Raw genomic sequence first — 23286 nt, forward strand, 5'->3', positions numbered from 1 at the left:
TCCTTTGCTTCGGTTCGGTAATCGTCGAGATCGAATATTTTTTCGATGAACGATTGTAGCGACTATGCTGCAGCGCGGAAAGCAAAAGGGCGGAGTGTCTGCTCGTGCGTGGTGCGGGAGCAAGCCACAAGAATTAATTCGGATAACGGAATAAACAGCAGCCGGATAGCCGCAGGCATGCACGCCGCCGGGAGCAGGCATGACATGGGAGAAAACCGCGCGGGCGTAAAAAAGCCCGCCTTAAATGCGGGCCTTTCATTTCAGCGAACTTCGCTGACGTGCCGCTGTGACGGGTGCCGCGGCAACCTGAACTGCCATTGCGCCTGTCGCATCACGGCAGCGCGCTTACTTCAGTGCTTCGAACACGCGAACGCGAATTTCGTCAACGGTGCCCAAGCCGGAAATGGCGCGGTATTGCGGCGCGCTGAGGCTGGTGGACGGATCGCCGTGTTTCGCCCAGCTGTTGTAGTAATCGATCAGCGGCCTGGTTTGCGCCACGTAGACGTCCAGACGCTTCTTGACCGTTTCTTCCTTGTCGTCGTCGCGCTGGATCAGCGGTTCACCCGTGACGTCATCGAGCATGTCGACCTTCGGCGGATTGAAGCGGGTGTGATACGTGCGGCCCGACGCAGCGTGTACGCGGCGGCCGCTCATACGCACGATGATCTCGTCGAACGGCACGTCGATTTCCAGCACGTAGTCGATCGCGACGCCGGCGTGTTTCATGGCTTCCGCTTGCGGCAGCGTGCGCGGAAAGCCGTCGAACAGATAGCCGTTCGCGCAGTCCGGTTGTTGCAGGCGCTCCTTGACCAGATTGATGATCAGTTCGTCCGACACCAGTTCACCGGCATCCATGAAACGCTTCGCTTCCACGCCGAGCGGCGTACCTGCCTTGACGGCCGCACGCAGCATGTCGCCGGTGGAAATCTGCGGAATGCCGAATTTTTCTTTGATGAAGTTTGCCTGAGTGCCCTTGCCCGCTCCAGGAGCACCCAACAGGATCAAACGCATGTGATATCTCCAGATCTATGTGAATTCTGTGCGGCGCAATGCTTGAAGGTGATCTGCGCGCCTGGTTCAGGGGACCCGCGTTGGACGGACCATGACGTGCCTCGCGCTGCTCGTCGGATCCGACGGCGCTGCGAGGAGACAACGGGACGACTGGGGGCAAACCCTGACAAACGGTCATTGCAGATGGTGCGCACGACCGTCTGATTATGCCATGGGTTTTTACGCTGACGGACCGAATAAAGCCTGTACGCGGGCAAGATCCGCGGGGGTGTCGACGCCTGGCAGCGGCGCTTGCGCGGTCACGAGGACGGCGATGCGCTCGCCATGCCACATGGCGCGCAACTGTTCGAGCGCCTCGGCCTGTTCGATCGGAGATTGGGCGAGACCCGGATAACTGCGCAGGAATCTGGCGCGATAAGCGTACAGGCCAATGTGCCGATAAACCGCCGCAGGGGCAGGTGGGGCGGGCATTTTCGCGATATCCGGCCAGGCCGGCTGATACGCGTCGCGGGCCCAGGGAATCGGCGCGCGCGAAAAGTACAGCGCCACACCGCGGGCGTCGAGCACCACCTTCACCACGTTCGGGTTGAAGACCTCGGCGGGATCGGTGATGGGGTGTGCGGCCGTGGCGATCGCGCAGCCCTCGCTCGCCGCAAGGTGCGACGCAACGCCGCACACGAGCGCCGGGTCGATCAGCGGTTCGTCGCCCTGCACGTTGACGACGATCGTGTCGTCGCTCCAGCCGAATTGTGCAGCGACTTCCGCAAGACGGTCGGTGCCCGACGGATGATCGCCACGCGTCAACACTGCTTCGATGCCATGCTCGCGCGCGACGTCGAGCACCGACTGCGCGTCCGACGCAATCAGCACCTGCTGCGCGCCGGAGGCGAGCGCGCGTTCGGCGACGCGCACGACCATGGGTTTGCCGCCGATATCGGCGAGCGGCTTGTTCGGCAGACGGGTCGACGCGAGTCGCGCCGGAACGACGGCGATGAACGGCGGGGTGGAGGCGGCGGTGGCGTGAGTCATCAAGAGCGTGGCAGACCTGAACAAGGCACGGAACTGGGCGCGCCTCGTCGGGGCGCGTAGAACATGGAAGACCGATGCGGGCTGAGCCGGGTTCGCAGTGCGACCACAGTGGCCCGGCTCAAGCGCCGGGCGCGGGGTTCAGCGGCTCGACCGGCGTGCCTTCCACCGTTTGACGGGCTTCGTCCACCAGCATGACCGGAATGCCGTCGCGGATCGGATACGCGAGCTTGTCCGCATTGCAGATCAGCTCCTGCGCGGCGCGATCGTAGCTGAGCGGGCCCTTGCAGATCGGGCAGACGAGGATTTCAAGCAGGCGAGCGTCCACGGACTTTCTCCACAACTAATTCAATGAGGCGATGATCCAGCGCAGCTTCGACGGGGACAACCCAGATGCGCGCATCGTGCCAGGACCCCAATTTTACCGCATCCTTTTCGGTGATCAGGATCGCGTCGGCATCGACATCGACGAATGGATTCGTGTCAAAGGCGTAGTGATCCGGCAAAGCACGCGTGTCCGGTGCGAGACCTGCCGCGCGCAGCGTCGCAAAGAAGCGTTCGGGCGCGCCAATTCCGGCCGCGGCCAGCACGCGCACCCCGCGGAATTGCCCGAGCGGCCGGCGCAGTGCGGGATTGCCGAGATGCCATGCGTCGCCCGGCGTGAGCGTCAGCGCGAACGTGTTCGGCCAGGGCGGCAAGGTGCGTTCATACGGATTGTTGATCAGCGTCGCATCGCGGCGGCGTGACAGCGGTTCGCGCAACGGTCCCGCCGGCAACAGAAAACCATTGCCGCCGAGACGATGGTCGAACACGACCACTTCGGCGTCGCGCGCGAGTCGATAGTGTTGCAGCCCGTCGTCACTGACGATCACGTCCACCTCACGATGTGCGGCGCACAGCGCCTGCGCGGCCGCGACGCGATCCGGGCAGACCCACACCGGCGCGCCGGTGCGGCGCGCGATCAGCAAAGGTTCGTCGCCACCTTCCTGGGGCAGCGAAGCGGACGTGATGGCGGTTGGCCGGCTTACGCGAGCGCCGTAACCGCGCGACACGACACCCGGATGGAAACCCGCGGCGCGTAGCGCTTCGACCAGCGCAATGACGGTTGGAGTCTTGCCCGTGCCTCCGACCGTCACGTTGCCGACCACCACCACCGGCGCACCGACCCGCACCGATTTCAGCCAGCCCAGTGAGAAGGCCGCGCGCCGCGCGGCGGCGATCGCGCCGAACACGCAGGCAAACGGCGTCAGCGCCCACGCGAGCGGGCCGCGCTCCTGCCACTCGCGCGCGAGGCGCGCTTCGAGGTTGTGGGTCACTTCACTCATGGGAAAAGGCCGGAGGCCATGACGCGCTGCGATGCAAGAATCAATGCGTTTCTCCAGGTGAGGCGAACGGCGATAGCACAGGACGGACGCCGCACCAGCAGTATGCGGCGACGAAAAGACGCGGGACCGCTGAGTGCCGCGCGGCTTCGAATGACCCGCGAAACAGGCTCGAAGGCGCGCGCCAGCGGACGCTGATAACGCCCTTTAAAGCCGGCACTCTAGCGCGCGAGCGCCGTCCGCGGCAAGTCGCAGCGGTTGCACTTCCGAACGCGCTCGCCGCAACCGGAGCCGGTGCGGGGATCCAGCAACCTGTGGATAACTTTGTGGAGAACCCCCCACCGAAGTGGCTGGAAAGGCCATGGCGCGCGGTTGTGGTCGGTCAGCACCCCTGTTAGTGAGATATTAATGCCATATAAATCAACGGGTTGTCTCGAGATTGCTGGGCTTTGAGCGCATCCCGACAGCATCCTTTCAGCCGCTCCCGCCATGTGGACACTTTTAACAATTCGTACAACGCGCTGGACGCGGATGGCCGCTCGGTCTATCGTCTGTCCGGCCTGTCATCCCTATTCCTCGCATGAATTCCGAAAGTCCTTTCTCGTCGTCGGGCGCCGTCGGCGGCGATGTCGTCGTGCCGGTATCGGCGCTCAATCGCGCCATTGGCACGATGCTCGAACGCTCCTTTCCGCTCGTCTGGGTGGCCGGGGAAGTGTCGAATTTCACGCGCGCTGCGAGCGGCCACTGGTATTTCTCGATCAAGGACGCGCAAGCGCAAATGCGCTGCGTGATGTTCCGCGGTCGCGCGCAATATGCCGAGTTCACGCCGCGCGAAGGCGACCGCATCGAAGTGCGCGCGCTCGTCACGATGTATGAGCCACGCGGCGAGCTGCAGTTGAATGTCGAGGCGGTGCGTCGTACCGGTCAAGGGCGGCTTTACGAAGCGTTCCTGAAACTCAAGGCGCAGCTCGAAGCGCAAGGGCTCTTCGCCGCTGAACGCAAACGTCCGCTGCCAGCGCATCCGCGCGCGATTGGCATTGTTACGTCGCTGCAGGCTGCTGCTTTGCGAGATGTGTTGACCACGTTGCAGCGCCGCGCGCCGCATATTCCGGTGATCGTGTATCCGGCGCCCGTGCAGGGCGTGGGTGTCAGTGCGAAGCTGGCGGCAATGGTCGAGACGGCCAACGCAAGACGCGAAGTGGATGTGCTGATCGTATGCCGGGGCGGCGGTTCGATCGAAGATTTGTGGGCCTTCAACGAAGAAGTGCTGGCGCGTGCGATCGCCGAGAGCGCGATGCCGGTGGTGAGCGGGGTGGGTCACGAAACCGATTTCACGATCGCCGATTTCGCCGCCGACGTGCGCGCGCCGACGCCCACCGCCGCCGCCGAACTCGTCAGTCCGCAACGCGCGCTGTTGCTGCGCGATCTGGATCACCGTCACGCGACGCTTGCACGCGGCTTTGGCCGCATGATGGAGCGGCGCGCGCAACAGCTCGACTGGCTGGCGCGCCGGCTGGTGTCGCCTTCCGAAAGACTCGCGCGGCAGCGTACGCACTTGCAGCAACTGAGCGTGCGTCTTGCGTCAGCGGGCGCACGTCCGGTGCGCGATGCACGAGCGCGGTTTTCGCTGCTGCAGATGCGCTGGCAGCGCTGGCGTCCGGATCTCGCGGCGCATCGCAATGCGTTGAATGCGCTCGCACAACGTCTGGACAGCGCGCTGTTGCGGCAACACGAACGTCAGACCGCGCGCGTCACGACGCTTGCTGCGCGTCTTGAAGTACTGAGTCCGCAACGCACACTCGAACGCGGTTACGCGGCCTTGCTGGATGCGCAAAACGGCCGCGCGGTGCGCGCGCCGTCGACGCTCAGGCCCGGACGTCGCCTCACGGTGCATCTTGCTGAGGGTACCGCCGACATCACGCTTGCAGATGTGCAGGCGCGTCTCGCCGATGGTTTTTGAAAGCTGCGAAATGGGCATTTATCTAGCGTACTTTTGACCGTGACAAGGGCGTGGCGGGAGCACTAATTACGTCATTTACACGGCATGTTCGCGGGCGCCGGACATAAAGTCCGTTGGTTTGCGGGGTTATTCCAAGTCGCCTACAATCGAGTGCTCTACAGCGTTATCCGCAGACTGACTCCCCCACAAACAGATAGAAGGAAAGCACCATGGAACATACGCTCCCGCCGCTGCCGTTCGCGAAAAATGCGCTCGCTCCGAACATGTCGGAAGAGACGCTCGAGTATCACTATGGCAAGCATCACCAGACCTATGTGACTAACCTGAACAATCTGATCAAGGGCACGGAGTTCGAGAACCTGTCGCTTGAAGAGATCGTCAAGAAGGCATCGGGCGGCATCTTCAACAATGCTGCTCAAGTGTGGAATCACACGTTCTTCTGGAACAGCCTGTCGCCGCAAGGTGGCGGCGCACCAAAGGGCGCACTGGGCGACGCTATCAACGCCAAGTGGGGTTCCTATGACAAGTTCAAGGAAGAGTTCGCCAAGACGGCAGTCGGCACGTTCGGCTCGGGCTGGGCATGGCTCGTGAAGAAGGCAGACGGCTCGCTCGACCTCGTGTCGACCAGCAATGCGGCTACGCCGCTCACCACGGACGCGAAGGCGCTGCTGACCATCGACGTGTGGGAACACGCTTATTACATCGACTATCGCAATGCACGTCCGAAGTTCGTTGAAGCGTACTGGAACATCGTGAACTGGGATTTCGCTGCGAAGAATTTCGCGTAAGCTTGGCTGCGGCTCTCAATCACTTGGTGTGAAGCCGCAATAAAAGCAGGACCCGTAGTAATAAAGAAAGCCCTCTGCGCAATGCGAGGGCTTTCTGTTTTTCAGCGTGGCGTTTTGTTTGTGAGGCGTGGCGCCAGGCGGTGGTGCGCCAGAGTGTCATCTACTGCTTTCGGCGTTCTTCGACGCGCGACACCCGTTCTCCGTACCGGCTGATTCGGCCGCATACCCCTTCAATTGCCCTGATTTGCACACGCTTTCGAGGCGCTTGGCCCCCTTGCTAGCGGCCCATCTTGACATGCGCTGCCTGCAATCTCCTCATGAGAATAATGCAATGGCTTTATGGTGCCGGTTGGCTTCAAATTAGCACGCTCATTCTATTTATAGGGCTAACCAGCGCCTTTGGAATGCCAGATGCGCCGGGCGCCATATCCACGATCAGCACGATCAGCGAGATCACGCACGCCGCACAAGGGTGGCGCACAGGAGACAGCGGTCGCTTCGTACCGCAGCAGCAAGGCAATCAAGTCCGCGGCAAGCGGTCATCAGAAAGAGGAGACAGGTATGCGCTTGATCAGTCAGGGTATTTGCGGAGCCACACTGGCTCTCGCCGCCGGCGTTGCGGTGGCAGCCGACTCGAGTGTGACGTTATATGGTGTCGTGGATGTATTTGGCCAATACCTCGACAACGGCGGGCACCATTCGTTTTCCGAGCGAAGCGGTGGCGCGACCGGCTCACAGTTCGGCATGAAGGGCAACGAGAACCTGGGCGGCGGTCTGACTGCGCAGTTCGACCTCGAGACCGGCTTCAACGTCAACAACGGCACCTTGTTTGCCGACACGTCCGCACTGTTCTATCGCCAGGCGTGGGTCGGTCTGACGCATGACACGTACGGCTCTCTGACGCTGGGCCGTCAATATGAGCCGAGCTTCCGCGTGGTGTACCCGGCCGAGCCGTTTCGCGCGAATGAGGTTTTGTCGCCGTTTTCAGCGAATGTGCTCGCGGTCGATCGCAAGACCCTTTCAACGCAGTATGACTCCGGCCGCGCCAGCAATTCGATCCTGTATCAGTCGCCGAATATGGGCGGCGTCCAGCTTTACGGCATGTATGCGTTCGCGTCGACGGTGTCGCAGCCGATCCCGGCTACCACCGGCAATATGCTGAACGTCGGCGCAAGCTATACGGGTTATGGTTTGTACGCGGGGCTCGCGTATGTGAACCAGCATCCGGGGCAGGAGACCATCCAGGGGCTGCCGACCGCGTTGAGCCTGCTCGGCACCGAACACTTTATCGGCGTATTGGCTTATCGCGTGGGGATCGTCAACTTCCAGTTCAACTATTCGTATCAGCGCGCGAAAGATCCGTCGGCGCACTCGCTTGCCGCCGTGCTTGGAACGGGGCACTCGCTGAGCATTGCCGAGCTGGGCGCGACGATCCAGGCGACGGCTGCGGACACGATCGAGCTTGCCGCTCTGCAGCGCAACGTGCGCGGCGCGCACGACAACGCCCCAGGCTTCGAGATTGGTGCCGACCACCAGTTGTCCAAGCGTACGAGCCTCTATGTGCGCGCGGGCTACATCAAAAACAACGGCACCTCGACGGTCAGTTGGCCGGGCGTGACGGTGGCCGAGCCCGGCACCAAGCAGATACTGGGCACGGTGGGCATGACGCACCGCTTCTGAGCGCTGCCCTGATAGACGGCGGCCCCGCAATAGGGGCCGCCTGAATGGCGCGCTGCACTTATTCCGCGTCTGAAGTCGCCGCTGCCTTACGCGGGCGACGCGCGCGCGTGGTGGATTTACGCGCGGTCTTGCGGGCCACCGGTTCCTCGGGTGTAGCCTGCGCCGGTGCCTCCTGCACAGGTGCTGCGTGGGCAGCTTCAGCGTCGGCTTCGGTTGCGGCTTCAGCTGGCGTGGCCGCAGTTTTGCGGGCCGCTTTCCTGGCTGTTGTCTTACGGCTGCCACGTCCCTTGCGGCGCGTTTCCTGGCTGCCTTCGGATGCCTCGGAGTCGATTGCCGCTGCTTGCGGCACGACCGCTTGTCCGGCAGTTTCTTCAACTGCCTCTTCGATTTCAAAGATCGACGGTTGCGCTTCGATCACGGGTGCTTCGTGATCGCGTTCATCTTCTGGTTCGCTGCTGGCAAACGCCGAGGTCCAGCGTGGCTGTGCGTCGCTGTCGGAAGATTCGGGGGTGCGTGGCGGCTCCGCCGCCTCGCGCGCACCTTTGCGATTGCCGCGTCCGCGGCGTCGCGAGTCGTGCTGCTTGCTGGCGGATTCGGCCGTCACCGCGGCTTCCGAAGGTGCGGCTTCCTGCGGCGCTTCTCGCGGTGCTTCTTGATGAGCCTCATGACGAGACTCATGCGTCGCTTCTCGCTGCTCGCTCACTGAGGCCGTTGCGCTGCGATATACATACGCACCGGACTTCTCGTCTCGTCCGAATTCGAGCAAGCCACGCGCTTGCGCCTCTTCGAGCAGATTGCCGAACGCGCGAAAGCCGTAATACGTTTCGTTGAAATCGGGCTTGCGGCGCTTGATGGCGTTCTTCAGCACCGACGCCCAGATCTTGCCGCTGTCGCCACGCTCGGAAGCGAGCGCATCGAAAGTCTGTACGGCGATTTCCACGGCCTTGGTGCGGCGCGTTTCCAGATCTTCCTTTGGGCGTTTTTCTTCATTGGCGCTGGGCGCGCGCTTCGCTGCGGGCTGCTGTGCCGGACGTGCGGTTTCGCGTTTGACCACGGTGCGCTGACTCTCGCGCACGAGGTCGTCGTAGAAAATGAATTCGTCGCAATTGGCGATCAGCAGATCCGAAGTGGACTGTTGCACACCGACGCCGATTACCTGCTTCGCGTTTTCGCGCAGCTTCGACACCAGCGGCGAAAAGTCGGAGTCGCCGCTGATGATCACGAACGTATTGACGTGCGATTTCGTATAGCAGAGGTCGAGCGCATCGACCACAAGGCGAATGTCCGCCGAATTTTTGCCCGACTGGCGCACGTGCGGAATTTCGATCAGTTCGAAGTTCGCTTCGTGCATCGTGCCTTTGAAGCTTTTGTAGCGCTCCCAATCGCAGTACGCTTTCTTCACGACGATGCTGCCTTTAAGCAGCAAACGCTCCAGTACGAGCTTGATGTCGAACTTTTCGTACTTCGCATCGCGCACGCCGAGGGCGACGTTTTCGAAGTCGCAGAACAGCGCCATGCTGATCGTTTCGTTGGCTGACGCCATGTAATTCTCCAATGAGGCAATCGTCGAACTCGACGGTCGCGACCATGATAGCGATTCCTGCGCGGGGTTAACAGCTTTGTGTTCCGCTGCACGGGCTTTTCAGGATACATCGTACTAGATCGATGTAAACGTCCGCATTTCGCTATTCATTTCTGACTTTTGGCCGCTTACAACTGTCTCCATCGACGGATGCGCAGGATCTGACGATATGCATGAGAACGGATAGTTCGGGCCGGCGGGATGGGCAGGGCACAAATAGACATCACGCAGGCGTTAAGCAGACAGGCAGGAGACAGTTTCACCATGAATCAACCCGAAGCGGTCAAGCTGGCCGGCAACGACATGAATGGCGGCGCCGGCATCGCAGTCGAGAGCCATTCGATCGACTATATCCCCGAGAGCGAGCGTCACGCGCGTCTCGGCAGTCAGGGCCCGTTCTGGTTCCTCGGCAATTTCCACTTCTTCACCATTTCGATCGGCTTTGTCGGTCCGGGCATGGGTTTGTCGGCCGGATGGACGACTCTGGCGGGCGCGCTGGGCATCATGTTCGGCACGATCTTCATGGCCTTTCACGGTTCGCAAGGCCCGGAGATGGGCTTGCCGCAGATGATCCAGTCACGCGCGCAGTTCGGCTATCGTGGCGTGATCCTGGCGTTGTTCGCTACGTTGTTCGTGTTCGTCGGCTTTAACGTCGTCAATGTTTCGCTGATCGTGGATGGCCTCAAGCATGTCTTCGGAATCGACGCGACGCTCAGCGCCGCCGTCGCGATTCTGGCCGGCGCGTTATTGTCCATCTACGGACACGATCTGATGCACAAGGCGTTCAAGTGGGCGTTAATCGCGACCCTGCCGCTCTATGCACTGGTCACGCTCGCACTGATGTTCGGCGCGGGGCACCCAGCGCAGGTCACGCCCGCGGCGGCGGACGTCACGCATTCGGGCTTCAGCTGGATCGCATTCGCCACGCAGTTCGCCATCGGCGCCAGCTACAACATTTCGTACGCGCCGTACGTGTCGGACTATTCGCGCTATCTGCCGAAGCACACGAGCCGCCGCAAGCTGATTACCGCGATCTTCCTCGGTGCGTCGCTGTCCGGCACGTGGATGATCGGCCTCGGCGCATGGCTTGCGCAGCAACTGAAGGCCGAGGACGCGCTGGTTGCGTTGAATCAGGTCGGCGCGTCGATGTTGCCGGGCTTCGGGCATGTGCTCGTGATGGTATCGGTGGCGGGCTTCCTGCCGATCATCGCGCTCAACACCTATAGCGCGATGCTGACGCTGCTCACCGGTGTCGATTCCGTTCGCAAGATCACGCCGACACGCGGCGCACGCATTGCGTCGATCGTGGCGATCAGCGCGGTCGTGCTGTTTTGCGTGCTGGCGATCAAGGGCAACGGCATCGCGATGCTCAACACCTTTCTCGTGCTGATGCTGTATTTCCTCGTACCGTGGACGGCCGTCAACCTGGTTGATTACTTCTTCGTGCGCAAAGGCCGCTACGCGATTCCGCACTTCTTCACGCCGAGGGGCATCTACGGCGCGTGGCAGATGCGCGGCATCGCCGCTTACGTCGTAGGTTTCGGGGCGATGATTCCGTTCTTCTTCGTGTACGACGCACAAGCGCAGAAAGAGGTGTTCGTGGGCTATTTCGCCCATCTGCTCGGCGGCGTGGATATTGCGTGGCTGGTAGGACTGATCGTGTCGGGCGGGGTGTACTGGCTGCTGAGCCGTTCACTGGATCTGCACGCCGAAGAGAAACTGATTCGCAACATGAAGGAGGGTGATTTCGTCGCCATCGCCCAGCGCGTGCACAGCGAAAAATGATCCGGCGCGCGTGCCCTGGCGGGTTGGCAACACCACGACGACAACCAGGGCGCGCACTGCACAGTAACCTGCAACAGCCTTCACAGGTTATTACGAGGTGCCTCCACGCCGAGCGCGTCGCGGGTCACCAGCACATCGTCGATCAGCCCGTAGGTTTTCGCATCGGCGGCCGACATGAAGTTGTCGCGGTCCGTGTCCTTGCCGATCTGTTCGAACGTGCGCCCCGTGCGTTCGGCCATGAGCGCGTTCAGACGTTCGCGCTGATACAGCACTTCCTTCGCCTGAATCTCGATGTCGGCCGCGGTGCCCTGACTGCCGCCGGACGGCTGATGGATCATGATGCGCGCGTTCGGCAATGCATAACGCTTGCCGCGCTGTCCCGCGGTCAGCAGAAAGGTGCCCATGCTCGCGGCAAAACCGGTGCATAGCGTCGACACTTCCGGCTTGATGAACTGCATGGTGTCGAAGATCGCGAGGCCGTCGTAGACCGAGCCCCCCGGCGAGTTAATATAAAAAGAAATATCCTTGTCGGGATTCTCGGATTCGAGGAACAGCAGCTGCGCGACGATCAGGCTCGCGGACTGCTCGTTCACCGGGCCGACCAGAAACACGATGCGCTCGCGCAGCAGCCGTGAATAGATGTCGTAGGCGCGCTCGCCGCGTCCGGATTGTTCGATGACGGTCGGTACCAGACCGAGTCCGGTAAAAGCTGGATAGCTGGAATGCATGCATGCCTCGTCGCAGGTGAGACGGTGGGTTGAACCCGCGCCATTCAAGCGGCGCGAGCGACTGTCCACATGACGAAACGCCGCCCGCAGGCGTGACAGAAAAATATTTGCGCTGGCCTGTCACATCGGAGACGGCTTGCCCGTCAAGCCACATGGCAGCAAACGAGGATGGAATTTGCAGCGGCGCGCGCCAGGGCGCTATGGATGGGGCAAGTCGTTCTGCCGGTTTGCGCTTGCTGCATCAGCTTGCATGACCTACGCGGCGTTCTCCACGACGCCATGATTCAGGAGCTTCACGAATGAAGGAATCAGCAAACGACAAGGCATCCGGCTTCGAAGCCGCGCGCGCAAGGCTCCTTGCGCTCGCTTACCGGATGCTCGGCAGCCGCGCGGAAGCGGAAGACGTGGTGCAGGACGTCTGGCTGAAATGGCATCTCGCGGAGGCCGGCGAGATACGCACGCCGGTCGCGTGGCTCACCACGGTCACGGCGCGTCTGGCCATCGACAGACTGCGGCATTTGCAACTGGAACGCGCGTCGCGGGCCGCAGGATGGTTGCCGGAGCCCTGGCTGGACGACACGGTGCCATCCGCGGAAGAACTGGCGTTGCGTTCGGCGCAGATGTCGTACGGTCTGATGCTGTTGATGGAGCGCTTAAAACCCGACGAGCGCGCCGCCTTCGTGTTGCATGAAGCGTTTGATTGCGACTACGCGGAGATTGCGAAGATCCTCGCGAAGACACCGGCGGCGTGCCGTCAGATCGTGCATCGTGCCAAAACGCGTTTGCAGCGCGCTGGCGCACCTTTGCAGCGGCCGGATGCTTCGACCCATGGGCTACTCGTGGAACGGCTGCGTGAGGCGTTGGAAACGCAGGATAGGGCGGGCCTGCTGCGTCTCTTTAGCGACGCGCCGGAGGTGGTCAGCGACGCGCCTGTCCGTGTGGCCGACCCGGTGTCGGCGTCCCTCGAGTGGGTCGAGACGGTGACTTCGCTCAGCGTGCAGGCTGAGCAAGCCGAAGCGGTGTCGATTGACGGCGCCTCGAGCATTGCGTTGCTGAGGGGAGGCGAAATCACCGCGCTGCTCGATGTCTCGAGCGACGACTCCGGCAAGATCGCGGCGTTGCGGATCGTCACGTGCGCGGCGTATCTGCACACCGCGAATCGCGCTTTCAGCCTCGCGGCGGTCAGGCGTCTGCTCAGGAAGCTGCAACGCAACGCAACAGGCGCCTACGCGGCGCCCGGCACTTTAGTTGCGGTGTGCGGCAACTTCCCAGTTGATGTCGACGCATAGCACCTGCATGCCGTGCGGCGTTTGTGCGGCGATCGACGCGGTTACGCACAGGTGCGCTTCGTTGATCGACAGATACGGCGGCGTCAGATGCACCCGGCCCGGCATCCGCAGCGCGCCGATGAAATACGGCCGGCGCTCCCAGCTTGCACCTTCCGAATGCAACAGCGGCCGGAAGCGCTTCGCGCGTTGCGAGGCGCGTCCCGGCGGCAAGACGTTGTCGCCGATCTGCCGGCCCGAGCCATCCAGCAAGAAACAGCGCGCCGTTTCACCCAGCGTCAGCAGCGGCGCGGTCGCCTGGGCGACCGATTCACCGGCCATCAGCTGGGCACTGGCGGTTTCGAGCGCCTGCACATACGGCTCCAGACGCACGGCTTGCGCACGCTCGCGCGCGGCGACCCGTTCGCGCAGCGCCGCGGACAGGTCGTCCATCAAGCCGGCCGCCGCTTGCGGCTTCACCGGCTCGACGCTCGGCCCGGCGAAATACGCGCCTTGTACGAAGTCCACGTTACATTCGAGCGCGATCAGCGCGTCGCGCTCGGTCGAGAGGCCGCCCATCAGCACCAGTTGCCCCGACTCGTGCAGCAGCGACACGAGGCCCGGCAACACCCGTTCGATATGCGAATGCTCGCTGGCCTGCGCCAGAATGCAGCGGTCGAGCGTGACGATGTCCGGCCGCAGATTCCACACGCGGTCGATATTCGAATGCTTCGCGCCAAAGCCATCCAGCGCGATCAGGAAGCCCGATTTGCGCAGCGAGTCGACAATCTCCGCGAAGCGCGTGGTTTCGCCGCCGGCCTGCTCCGACACTTCGAGCACCACGCGTTGCGGCGGCAGGCCAAGCGCCTTCAGACCGGCCAGCAGCGCGTCGCCGTAGCTCGTGTCCATCAGCGCGGCGGGATGCAGGCTCAGGAACAGCCACTCGTCGTGGCTATCGAACGCATTGAAATTGCCCAGATGCAGCGATTCCGCCAGCCGCCCGAGTTCGAGCAGGTCGCCGCGCCGTGCGGCCTGGGTGAACACCTCGTGCGAGGGCACCTGCTGGGCGTGTTCATCGCGGGCGCGCAGCGACGCGTGATAACCGATCGCGCGCCGGTGCGACACGGAGAACACCGGCTGGAACACGCTGAACACCGTGTAGCCGCCGTACAGGACGGTACGCCGGGAGCCTTCGTCGCCCGCCATCGGACGCGGCGGCTGGAAGCCGGGGGGATCGAGTTCGATTATGCTCATCATGTCAGTCGTGGGGTGGAAGGCGGCGTAGCTGGCACGCATCAAGCACAAGTTTACAGGATTGATCAGCAAGAACCATGCGCGGGCCTGAAAACGCAGTTAGCACGGCGGGAAACGCGGATTGTGCGCGGTGCGGTGCGCCGCGCTCATGCGGCGCACTCGCGTGGTGCGCAGGACGCCCTGATTCGGCGTTCAGGTCCGCTCGGAAGGATCGGTTTTCTGCGCCGAGCGGCGGATGTCCGCGGACAGTTGCGCGAAGATCCAGGACGAGCACGCGGTAATCACGCCGACGCACAGGAACGTCGCGTGGAACGCGGGCAGCGAATTGGCTTGCGTCACCTTGTGGATCAGGCCGGTGAAGGTGGCGAGCAAGGCGCCCGCGACCGTGACGCCGAGACTCATCGACAGCATTTGCACCAGCGAAAACAGGCTGTTGCCGCTGCTCGCGCCGCCGGTGCCGAGGTCCTTCAGCGTGAGCGTGTTCATCGCGGTGAACTGCATTGAATTCACACCGCCGAAGAACGCCAATTGCACGAGCCGCAGCCACAGCGGCTGGTTCACGCTCATCAAGGCAAAGCTCGCCATCGCGAGTCCGACCAGCACCGTGTTGGTCACAAGCACGCGCCGATAGCCATACCGGGTGATCAGCCTCGTCGCAAGCCGCTTGGATGTCATGCCGGCCGCGGCAACCGGCAGCATCATCAGGCCGGCTTCGAACGCGCTGTAGCCGAGGCTCACTTGCAACAGCAGCGGAATCAGATACGGCATCGCGCCGCTGCCGATGCGGGCGAACAGATTGCCGAGCAGCCCGACGCTGAACGTGTTGATCTTGAACAGATCCAGCGGAAACAGCGGATGCGGTTCGCGTACCGCATGCAGACCGTACGCGACAAAGCAGGCGAGGCTCAGGATCAGCAGTACGAGCACGGCGGCGTGCTGGATGCCGAGTTCCGTGCGGCCGTCGAGCGCGAACGAAATCGCCACCATGCCGACCACCAGCAGCAGATAACCTTTGAGGTCGAACCGCGCGGTGTCCGGATTGCGGCTGTCCTGCATGAAGATAAACGTTGCGATGCAGCCGATGACTCCCACCGGCACATTGATCAGAAAGATCCAGTGCCACGAGGCAATCTTCACCAGCCAGCCGCCGAGTGTCGGACCGATCAACGGCCCGATCAACCCAGGAATGGCGACGAACGCCAACGCCGGCAGATAGCGTTCGGCGGGAAACGTCCGCAACACGGCGAGGCGTCCGACCGGCAGCAGCATCGCGCCGCCCACGCCTTGCACGACGCGCCACAGCACCAGCTGATCGAGCGATTGCGCATTGGCACACAGCAGCGAACCGATCGTGAACACGAGGATCGCGCTCATGAACACCTTACGCGTGCCGAGCTTGTCCGCGAGCCAGCCGGAGACCGGAATCATCACCGCCATCGTCAGCGAGTACGCAATCACTACCGACTGCATGCGCAGCGGCAATTCGCCGAGGCTGCCCGCCATTGCCGGCAGCGCCGTGTTGACGATGGTCGAGTCGAGCGTCTGCATGAAAAAGCCGGTGGCAACGATCCACAGCATCACCGTGAGTGAGCGCGCGCTGGGTTGCGTGGTGGAGGTAGCGGGGCTGGATTCGGCGCTCGGCGGACTGGACATGGAGGACGGCTGCTCACGCACCGGACGGGCTGGGGAGGCTACATTCTAGGGAAATCCGCGTGACGTCGCAGTGAAGTTTGCGGTGCGTCGCGCGGTCGATTCGCCTCAGCAAGCCGCGAGGCGCGCCGCCGCAGCGAAGAAGCGCAGGGCGCGCGGATCGTTCGCGTAGGCCGCATTGATGCGAATCCACGGGCTCATGTCCGTGTTCGGCCGGAAATAGCTGCCCGGCGCCACCGTGACGCCGAGCGGTTCGCCGCATTCGACAAGCCGCGTGGAGTCCGAAATATGCGGCACGCGCGCCCATACGAATTTGCCGCCGAGCGGTGCCTCGAACACTTCCCAGCCGCTCGCTTCGAGTGCCTGCACGGTCGCGCCGAGCGCGTCGCGCATGCGCCGCCGCAGCCGCTCCAGATACTTGCGATAGGTGCCGCGTTCGAGCAGCGCAACGGCCACCGCTTCCGCAAAGCGCGAGCCGCCGATGCTCGTCAGCATCTTGATGTCGGCAAGGTCTTTGATGATGGCGTGATGCGCCACCACGTAACCGATGCGCAGCGACGACGACAGGGTCTTCGACAGGCCGCCTATGTAGATCACGTGTTCGAGTTGATCGAGCGTGGCGAGGCGGTCGGTGAGCTCGGCCTGAAAGTCCGCATAGATATCGTCTTCGATGATCGAGAAGCCGTGTTCGCGCGCCAGCTGCAGCAGGCGGAATGCGACTTGCGGCGCGACCGTGGTACCCGTCGGATTGTGGAACACGGTGTTGATGAACAGAAGCTTCGGCCGATGGTGCCGCAACTGCGCCTGTAGCACCTCGAGATCGGGACCGGTGCGGGTGCGCGGAATGCCTACCAGTTTCACGCCGTGCAGCTTCAGCAGGCCGTACAGGTTGTAGTAGCCGGGATCCTCGACGAACATGGTGTCGCCCGCTTTCAGCATGTAGCGCATCAGCAGATCGAGCGCCTGGCTTGCGCCGTTGGTGATCAGGATTTGCGATGCATCCACGCCGATCCCCAGTTGTCCGATGCGGCCTTGCAGATGCTCGCGCAGCGTGGGATTGCCGAGTTGCGTCGCGTAATCGATCAGGCTCGCGCTATCCACGCGCGACACGTGACGAATCGCCTGGCCGATGCTCTCCATATCGCGCCACGCCTCGGGGATGAAGCCGCTGCCGAGCTTCAGCGTCTCACCCGGATGATTGAACTGCTGCAGGATGTGCACGGCTTCTTCTTCCGCGCGGCGTGGGTCCGACGTGCCCTGGCTGCCGCTTGCGTTGCGCTGCCGTTCGGCGACATAAAAGCCCGAGCCATGACGGGAATCGAGGTAACCCAGCGAGACCAGCCGGTCGTACGCCTCGATCACCGGGAAGCGGCTCACGCCGTAATCGGCGGCGAACTGGCGGATCGACGGCAATTTCGCGCCCGGATGGGCAGCGCGCGAACGGATCCACGCCGTGACGCCGGTGACGATCTGTTCGGTCAGCGGCACGCCGTTTTCGCGGTCAAGTTCGATATCGAGTTTCATGAGGACTCTCGCAGCGGGAGCTGGGCCAGCCACTTCCCGGGCAACTGTCAGGTTTTTCAGCTGCACAGTTCCGACCAAACTGTCTGGAAGTGTGCATGGGGTTTCTATCATGGCACGGCAATAATCGAATCACCAAGAAGCCGTTCAAGGAGCATGGCGATGCGTGAAATCCGTACTTTTGAACTCGAATACGGCGAGTCGGCGGCCGCCTGGCGCGTTGCGCAGCCGCTCGTTCTGAAAGTGATGGCCGGCCAGATCTGGCTGACCGTCGAAGGTGACGCGGAGGACTACTGGTTGTCCTCGGGCGACACATTCGAGCTGAGCCGTGGCGCGGTGGCGCGGGTCAGCGCAGGGCAGGGCGGCGCGCGCATGGCGCTGGCGTTCGCCAGCGGTTCGAATGCTGCGCAGGCACGGCCGGCCACGCGGGCGGCGCGCAAATCCCTGTGGAGCTGGGTGCCGCGCTGGTTGCAGACGGCCTGAACAGGCGGTCGCGTTGGCTTCAGTGCCCGGCGTCGTATTCTCCGATGTAGCGCGCACGCGGCCGGATCAGCCGGCCGTCCGCGACCTGCTCCATGGCGTGGGCGATCCAGCCTGTCACGCGACCCACCGCAAATAGCGTAAAGCCGGCGCCGGGCGGCAGCCCGAGCACGCGTTCAATGGCGGCGAGCGCAAAATCGAGAGTCGGTTGCGCCCCCGTCGTATCGCGCACCGCGCGAGCCAGCGCGTGCACCTGCGTGATGGGCGAGCGGGCCGGCGCCGACTCCGTCAGCAACTCCAGCAGCAGGCGGGCGCGCGGGTCGCCTTGCGGATAAAGCGGATGCCCGAAGCCGGACAGCACCGCGCCATACGAGCCGTGATCGTGATGCGCCAGCCGGGTTGCGAGAAAGCGGTCGAGATCGGCTGCGCGCGATGCTTCGTCGAGCAGCGCGGCGACGCGCACCGTTTCGCCGCCGTGTCGCGGTCCCGCTAGCGCGGCGAGGCCGCCTGTCACTGCGCCGAACAGATGGGTTCCCGTCGACGTAATGCAGCGGACCGTGAAGGTCGACGCATTCAGTTCATGGTCGGCGCAGGCGACCAGCGCGGCACGCAGCACGCCAATCTGCTGCCGGTTGCGGATGCTCCACGCCGCCGCGAGCTGCCGATGCAGTGGCTCGTTCGACGCGCCCGTGGAAATCATGGCGGCGGCCAGCAGGCGCATCACCACGCAGGCCGTGTCGAGTTGCGCATCGCGGCCTTGCGCCCAGACGCGCGGCATTTGTGCCGCGGCCGCCGCCAGCAGCACCGAAGCCCGCTCGAGCGGCGCACTGTCGCCCCACAACTTCAGCCACGCGGCCCACTGCGCCGCGCCGATCGGCGCGGGCGGTGCGTCGGCAATCCGCCGTGGACTGCACTCCCACAGGAGCGCCGCGACTTCCTCCAGTGACGCGCTTCGTGCCAGTTCCACGGCATCGTGGCCGCGATATAGCAGCCGGCCGTCGGCGATCAGCGTGATGGAGGACTCCAGCACGGGCACGCCCCAGTCCAGCACCTTTTGCGCGACCTTGCCGGCGCGCTTGCCATCTTCCTTGCGGCGCGCGAGACGCCGCACCTCGCCCGCGTCATAGAGCCGGTGTTTGCCGTGCGCGTCCGGCGACGAGTGCAGCATGCCGCGGCTCACGTACGCGTAGAGCGTCGGCACGCTGATACCGAGTAGGGCGGCGGCTTCGGGGGCGGTCAGATGAGTGGGCATGAAGGGCGAAGTGGATATAAGCGCAGGCGAGAACCGAAGAAATCAATATATATTGATTATATTAATCAAGATTGATTGCGATAGAAGGGAATTCTAGACTCGACCCACCAGATCCTCAACTCCGGTCAACCCGCCACTCCCACTACTTCGATCGTCATGACGCCTCTCCTCGCCCTCGATCACCTCTGGACCGCCGCGGGTTGCGATGCCGCCGCGCTCGACGCCGTCTCGCTCATCGGCAGCGACCCCGGCTTGCCGTCCGTCTACCGGGTCGGCACGCTCGCCACGGCCACCCTTGGGGCGGTCGGCCTTGCCGCCGCCGAATGCTTGCGCCTGCGCACCGGTTGCCGTCAGCGCGTCGAGGTCGACATGCGGCGCGCGCTGGCGGCGTTTCGCAGCGAACGCTATCTGCGCGTCAACGACGGGCCGCCGCCCGCCTTGCGCGATCCGGTGATGGGTTTCTACGCCACGCGCGATGACCGCTGGATTCAGTTGCACACCAACTTCCCGCATCATCTGGCCGGCGTGCTGAAGGTGCTGGGCTGCGCGAACGATCGCGCGGCAGTGGCCGAGGCGATTCGCGGCTGGGACGGCGCTTCGCTCGATCAGACGCTCGCCGAAGCCGGTCTATGTGCCGCGCTGATCCGCTCGCCGCGCGAATGGGCGGCGCTCGATCAGGCGAAGGCCATTGCGAATCTGCCGCTGTTCGAAATTACGCGTATTGGCGATGCGCCGCCTGAACCGGCCGGACGCGGCGGCGCCGACCGGCCGCTGGCGGGGACGCGTGTGCTCGATCTGTCGCGCATCATTGCCGGGCCGGTGGCGGGGCGCACGCTCGCGCAGCACGGCGCGCAGGTGTTGCTGATCAACGGTCCGCATTTGCCGAACATCGCGCCACTCGTGATCGACACTGGCCGCGGCAAGCGCTCGGCCACGCTCGATCTGCGCGACGAGAGGGGGCGTGAGCAGTTGCGCTCGCTGGTGCAGGACGCTGACGTGTTCTTGCAAGCGTATCGCCCTGGCGCACTCGCCACGCGGGGCTTTGCACCAGAGGCGCTGGCGGAACTCCGACCGGGCATCGTGTGCGTCTCGGTGTCGGCGTACGGGCACGCAGGGCCATGGGCGCAGCGGCGTGGTTTCGACAGCCTCGTGCAGTCTGCAAGCGGCATTGCGTGGACCGAGAGCCGGGCCGCGCGGAGCGACGAGCCGAAGCATCTGCCGTGTCAGGCGCTCGACCACGCGACCGGCTACCTGGCGGCATTCGGTGCGATGGTCGCGCTGGCCCGTCGCGCGACCGAAGGCGGCAGTTGGCACGTGCGCCTGTCGCTGGCGCAGACCGGGCGCTGGCTGCAGTCGATGGGACAGATCGAAGACGGCTGGCGCGCGCCCGACGTCGGCATCGACGCTGTGCAGGACTGTCTGGAGACCGTCGATTCCCCGTTCGGACGCGTGCGGGGGACGTCGGCCGCCGAGCGTTTGTTGGAGACGCCAGCGTTTTATGGCCGCCCGCCCGTGCCGATCGGCACGGATGAGGCGCGCTGGGAAAACGGCTGAGGTTCGGAGCCGGGCAGGGCGCACGTGACGCGCGCCCGCTTTGCCTACTTGCGTAGTTCCGCGACGAAATCGTAGTAGTCGTTACGGCAATACGTATCGGTCAGTTCGATCGCGCGCTGGTCGGCCGTATAACCGACACGCGTGATCAGCAGCAATGCCTCGTTCGGCGCAATGCTCATCTGCTGCGCGATCTCTTCGTTCGCGTTGACAGCGCGAAAATGCTGTAGCGCGCGCACGATTCCGAGTCCACGGTGTTCGAGGTAGCTGTAGAGCGAATCGCCGATTGCCTGCGGATCGGGAATCACCGCTGCCGGGAAGGTCGAGTTTTCGACCGCCATCACGATGCCGTCCGCCAGACGCAAGCGCCGCAGGCGCGTCACTGCCGCCGCCGGTGACAATCCCAGCTGGATCACTTCGTCGCGATTGGCGGGCATGATCTCGCGCGAGATCCATTGCGAGCTTGGGCTGAAGCCGCGCCGCCGCAGCATTTCGCTAAAGCTCGACAGGCGCGACAGCGGATCTTCATAGCGTGGCGTGATGAAGCTGCCCGCGCCCTGGGTGCGCCGGATCAGACCTTGTTCGACGAGCAGCGCGATGGCTTTGCGTGCGGTGATTCGCGAGACGCCGAGCGCGTCCGACAGCACGCGTTCCGAAGGCAGTGCTTCGCCGGCATTCCAGCGGTTTTCGTGAATCGCGTTGCCGAGCTTGCGAGCGAGCTGCAGATAAAGCGGCGTATCGTTTTCCGGGTCCGGACGCAGATCGCGCCAACGGTCTTCCGAGGCAGAGTTCATGGGAGAGACGCAAGAAGGGCAAGCGGCAATTCTATGACATTGGCGCGTTGCGTTATAGCGGGCTTTTCACGGGTGGCCGATTTAACCTTTGTCCAGCGGATAAACTGGCGCTGCAACCGGCAACCGAGGGAGAAAGCATGACAAACGATATCGCTAGCGTGAGCTTGCCTGATGGCGAGCGCATTCCGAAGCTGGGGCAGGGCACATGGGAGATGGGCGAGCAGCCGTCGCGCCGCGCGGCGGAAATTGCCGCGCTGCGCGCGGGCATCGAACTTGGGATGACGCTGATCGACACGGCCGAAATGTACGGCGAAGGCGCCACTGAAACGCTGCTCGGCGAGGCGCTGGCCGGACTGCGCGAACGGGTGTTTCTGGTCAGCAAGGTCTATCCGCATAATGCGGGCCGGCGCGCCGTGCAGGCTGCCTGCGAGCAGAGTCTGAAGCGTCTGAAGACGGAGCACCTCGATCTGTATCTGCTGCACTGGCGCGGTTCGGTGCCGTTGGCGGAGACGGTCGAAGGCTTCGAGGCCCTGCGCCGGGCCGGCAAGATTCGCCACTGGGGTGTCAGCAATTTTGACACCGATGACATGGACGAACTCATGTCGGTGCCGGGCGGTGAGGCCTGCGTGACCAATCAGATTCTCTACAACGTGGCGCGGCGCGGTCCCGAGTTCGATCTGCTGCCGTGGCTCGCGGAACACAAGATGCCGGCCATGGCGTACAGCCCCGTGGATCACGCGCGTTTGCCGAAGCGCTCGCCGCTCGATGACATCGCTGCTGCGCGCGGCCTGTCGGTATTTCAGGTGGCGCTGGCCTGGGTGCTACAGCAGCCGGGCGTGTTCGCCATTCCGAAAGCGGGACGCGTCGAGCATGTACACGATAACTTTCGCGCGCTCGAACTGAAGCTCAGCGCCGATGAATGCGCGGCCATCGACACGTACTTCAAGCCGCCGCGCAGCAAGCGGTCCCTCGAAATGCTATGAACGCGGCACCGCGGGGGACATTTCGTTGCGTGTTGGGGTGCCCGCATAGCGAACGTAGATAGCCGATATCAAGGCGTCGTTGCTGTGCGGATCCTGTCTGGCGCCGCCTGGCACGGACTGCGTCCCGCGCCTTGTGTCAGCGAACCGATCCCGCTTTGCTTGGCGATCCCGGCTGCGGCGGTGACGCCCGACCGGGGGATCGGAACGTCACCGCCAGCATCGACCGGGAGGCGTCTGCCGGGCCGCTAGGCCGCGCTGCGAAGGTGGGAACGGCTCGGGGGCGCCGTTCCCATGGATCTAGTGTCCGCTGCCTCCGCCACCGCTGCCGCCGCTGCCGCCGCCACTGCCGCCGCCACCCTTGCCTCCGTGGCCACCGCCAAAGCCGCCGCCAAAGCCGCCACCGAAGCCACCGCCAAAACCACCACCGAAGCCGCCGCCTTTGCCGCCCGCGCCGCCACTTGGGCCGCCGCTTGGGCCGCTGCCGCAACCACAGCCGCCACTGCCACTGCCACTGCCACCGCCACCACCGCCACCGCCACCACCGCCACCACCGCCACCACCGCCACCACCGCCACCACCGCCACCGCCACCACCGCCACCACCGCCACCACCGCCACCACCGCCACCGCCACCACCGCCACCACCGCCACTACC

At 63.8% G+C, this 23286-nt stretch carries 20 protein-coding genes; 9 read left to right on the plus strand and 11 right to left on the minus strand.

The features are described from left to right. Positions 1–345 precede the first annotated feature (345 nt). The 4 genes from adk to lpxK all read right to left on the minus strand — a co-directional run bounded on the left by adk (position 346) and on the right by lpxK (position 3362). Positions 346–1011: an adenylate kinase gene (adk, locus tag VGH41_RS11705; protein WP_331597588.1), complete on the minus strand. Its 666-nt coding sequence runs from the start codon at positions 1009–1011 to the stop codon at positions 346–348. A 219-nt stretch (positions 1012–1230) separates the two neighbouring features. Next, positions 1231–2040, minus strand: coding sequence for a 3-deoxy-manno-octulosonate cytidylyltransferase (gene kdsB / locus VGH41_RS11710; protein WP_331597590.1), 810 nt, complete (start codon positions 2038–2040; stop codon positions 1231–1233). 118 nt (positions 2041–2158) lie between these two features. Beyond that, positions 2159–2365 carry a Trm112 family protein gene (locus VGH41_RS11715; protein ID WP_331597591.1) on the minus strand — a complete coding sequence of 69 codons (207 nt, stop codon included), beginning with the start codon at positions 2363–2365 and terminating at the stop codon, positions 2159–2161. Beyond that, a complete protein-coding gene (lpxK, locus tag VGH41_RS11720) occupies positions 2346–3362 on the minus strand; it encodes a tetraacyldisaccharide 4'-kinase (RefSeq protein WP_331597592.1) in 1017 nt (338 codons plus the stop codon). Before lpxK ends, VGH41_RS11715 begins: the two co-directional genes overlap by 20 nt. A gap of 577 nt (positions 3363–3939) precedes the next feature. Here lpxK and xseA point away from each other — a divergent pair. The 3 genes from xseA (at position 3940) to VGH41_RS11735 (ending at position 7787) form a co-directional block, all read left to right on the plus strand. Continuing rightward, positions 3940–5319, plus strand: coding sequence for an exodeoxyribonuclease VII large subunit (xseA, locus tag VGH41_RS11725; protein ID WP_331597594.1), 1380 nt, complete (start codon positions 3940–3942; stop codon positions 5317–5319). A gap of 209 nt (positions 5320–5528) precedes the next feature. Then, the gene (sodB, locus tag VGH41_RS11730; RefSeq protein WP_331597595.1) at positions 5529–6107 is read left to right on the plus strand and encodes a superoxide dismutase [Fe]; all 579 of its coding nucleotides are present in this window, start codon (positions 5529–5531) and stop codon (positions 6105–6107) included. A 561-nt stretch (positions 6108–6668) separates the two neighbouring features. Next, positions 6669–7787 carry a porin gene (locus tag VGH41_RS11735; RefSeq protein ID WP_331597596.1) on the plus strand — a complete coding sequence of 373 codons (1119 nt, stop codon included), beginning with the start codon at positions 6669–6671 and terminating at the stop codon, positions 7785–7787. Between the two features lie 58 nt (positions 7788–7845). On the opposite strand, the gene VGH41_RS11740 is transcribed toward VGH41_RS11735, so the two are convergent. Next, a complete protein-coding gene (locus VGH41_RS11740) occupies positions 7846–9330 on the minus strand; it encodes an NYN domain-containing protein (protein WP_331597597.1) in 1485 nt (494 codons plus the stop codon). Between the two features lie 303 nt (positions 9331–9633). Here VGH41_RS11740 and VGH41_RS11745 point away from each other — a divergent pair, with 303 nt between their 5' ends. Continuing rightward, positions 9634–11154, plus strand: coding sequence for a purine-cytosine permease family protein (locus tag VGH41_RS11745; RefSeq protein ID WP_331597598.1), 1521 nt, complete (start codon positions 9634–9636; stop codon positions 11152–11154). Positions 11155–11234: 80 nt separating this feature from the next. On the opposite strand, the gene clpP is transcribed toward VGH41_RS11745, so the two are convergent. Continuing rightward, positions 11235–11882, minus strand: coding sequence for an ATP-dependent Clp endopeptidase proteolytic subunit ClpP (clpP, locus tag VGH41_RS11750; protein ID WP_331597599.1), 648 nt, complete (start codon positions 11880–11882; stop codon positions 11235–11237). Between the two features lie 299 nt (positions 11883–12181). Between clpP and VGH41_RS11755 the strand changes: the two genes are divergently transcribed. Next, a complete protein-coding gene (locus tag VGH41_RS11755) occupies positions 12182–13171 on the plus strand; it encodes a sigma-70 family RNA polymerase sigma factor (RefSeq protein ID WP_331597600.1) in 990 nt (329 codons plus the stop codon). On the opposite strand, the gene VGH41_RS11760 is transcribed toward VGH41_RS11755, so the two are convergent. From VGH41_RS11760 to VGH41_RS11770, 3 genes are all read right to left on the minus strand, one after another. After that, positions 13127–14401 (minus strand): EAL domain-containing protein, encoded by a 1275-nt coding sequence (locus tag VGH41_RS11760; RefSeq protein ID WP_331597610.1) that lies wholly within the window; start codon positions 14399–14401, stop codon positions 13127–13129. The two genes, VGH41_RS11755 and VGH41_RS11760, sit on opposite strands and share 45 nt — an antisense overlap. Positions 14402–14593: 192 nt before the next feature. After that, positions 14594–16054 (minus strand): multidrug transporter subunit MdtD, encoded by a 1461-nt coding sequence (gene mdtD / locus VGH41_RS11765; RefSeq protein WP_331597601.1) that lies wholly within the window; start codon positions 16052–16054, stop codon positions 14594–14596. Between the two features lie 105 nt (positions 16055–16159). After that, the gene (locus VGH41_RS11770; protein ID WP_331597602.1) at positions 16160–17575 is read right to left on the minus strand and encodes a PLP-dependent aminotransferase family protein; all 1416 of its coding nucleotides are present in this window, start codon (positions 17573–17575) and stop codon (positions 16160–16162) included. A gap of 159 nt (positions 17576–17734) precedes the next feature. On the opposite strand from VGH41_RS11770, the gene VGH41_RS11775 reads away from it, so the two are divergent. Further along, positions 17735–18055 (plus strand): DUF2917 domain-containing protein, encoded by a 321-nt coding sequence (locus VGH41_RS11775; protein ID WP_331597603.1) that lies wholly within the window; start codon positions 17735–17737, stop codon positions 18053–18055. 19 nt (positions 18056–18074) lie between these two features. Here VGH41_RS11775 and VGH41_RS11780 read toward each other — a convergent pair whose 3' ends face one another. Next, positions 18075–19304 (minus strand): citrate synthase family protein, encoded by a 1230-nt coding sequence (locus tag VGH41_RS11780; protein WP_331597604.1) that lies wholly within the window; start codon positions 19302–19304, stop codon positions 18075–18077. A 156-nt stretch (positions 19305–19460) separates the two neighbouring features. Between VGH41_RS11780 and VGH41_RS11785 the strand changes: the two genes are divergently transcribed. Continuing rightward, positions 19461–20858: a CoA transferase gene (locus VGH41_RS11785; RefSeq protein WP_331597605.1), complete on the plus strand. Its 1398-nt coding sequence runs from the start codon at positions 19461–19463 to the stop codon at positions 20856–20858. Positions 20859–20902: 44 nt separating this feature from the next. Here the strand turns inward: VGH41_RS11785 and VGH41_RS11790 are convergent, their stop codons facing one another. Beyond that, a complete protein-coding gene (locus VGH41_RS11790; RefSeq protein ID WP_331597606.1) occupies positions 20903–21649 on the minus strand; it encodes a GntR family transcriptional regulator in 747 nt (248 codons plus the stop codon). A gap of 137 nt (positions 21650–21786) precedes the next feature. Between VGH41_RS11790 and VGH41_RS11795 the strand changes: the two genes are divergently transcribed. Both VGH41_RS11795 and VGH41_RS11800 read left to right on the plus strand, forming a co-directional pair. Beyond that, positions 21787–22632 (plus strand): aldo/keto reductase, encoded by an 846-nt coding sequence (locus VGH41_RS11795; protein WP_331597608.1) that lies wholly within the window; start codon positions 21787–21789, stop codon positions 22630–22632. A gap of 291 nt (positions 22633–22923) precedes the next feature. Further along, on the plus strand, positions 22924–23286 hold a 363-nt coding region (locus VGH41_RS11800), incomplete at its 3' end, for a hypothetical protein (RefSeq protein WP_331597609.1).

Source organism: Paraburkholderia sp. (genome assembly GCF_036488795.1).
Classification (GTDB): Bacteria; Pseudomonadota; Gammaproteobacteria; order Burkholderiales; family Burkholderiaceae; genus Paraburkholderia.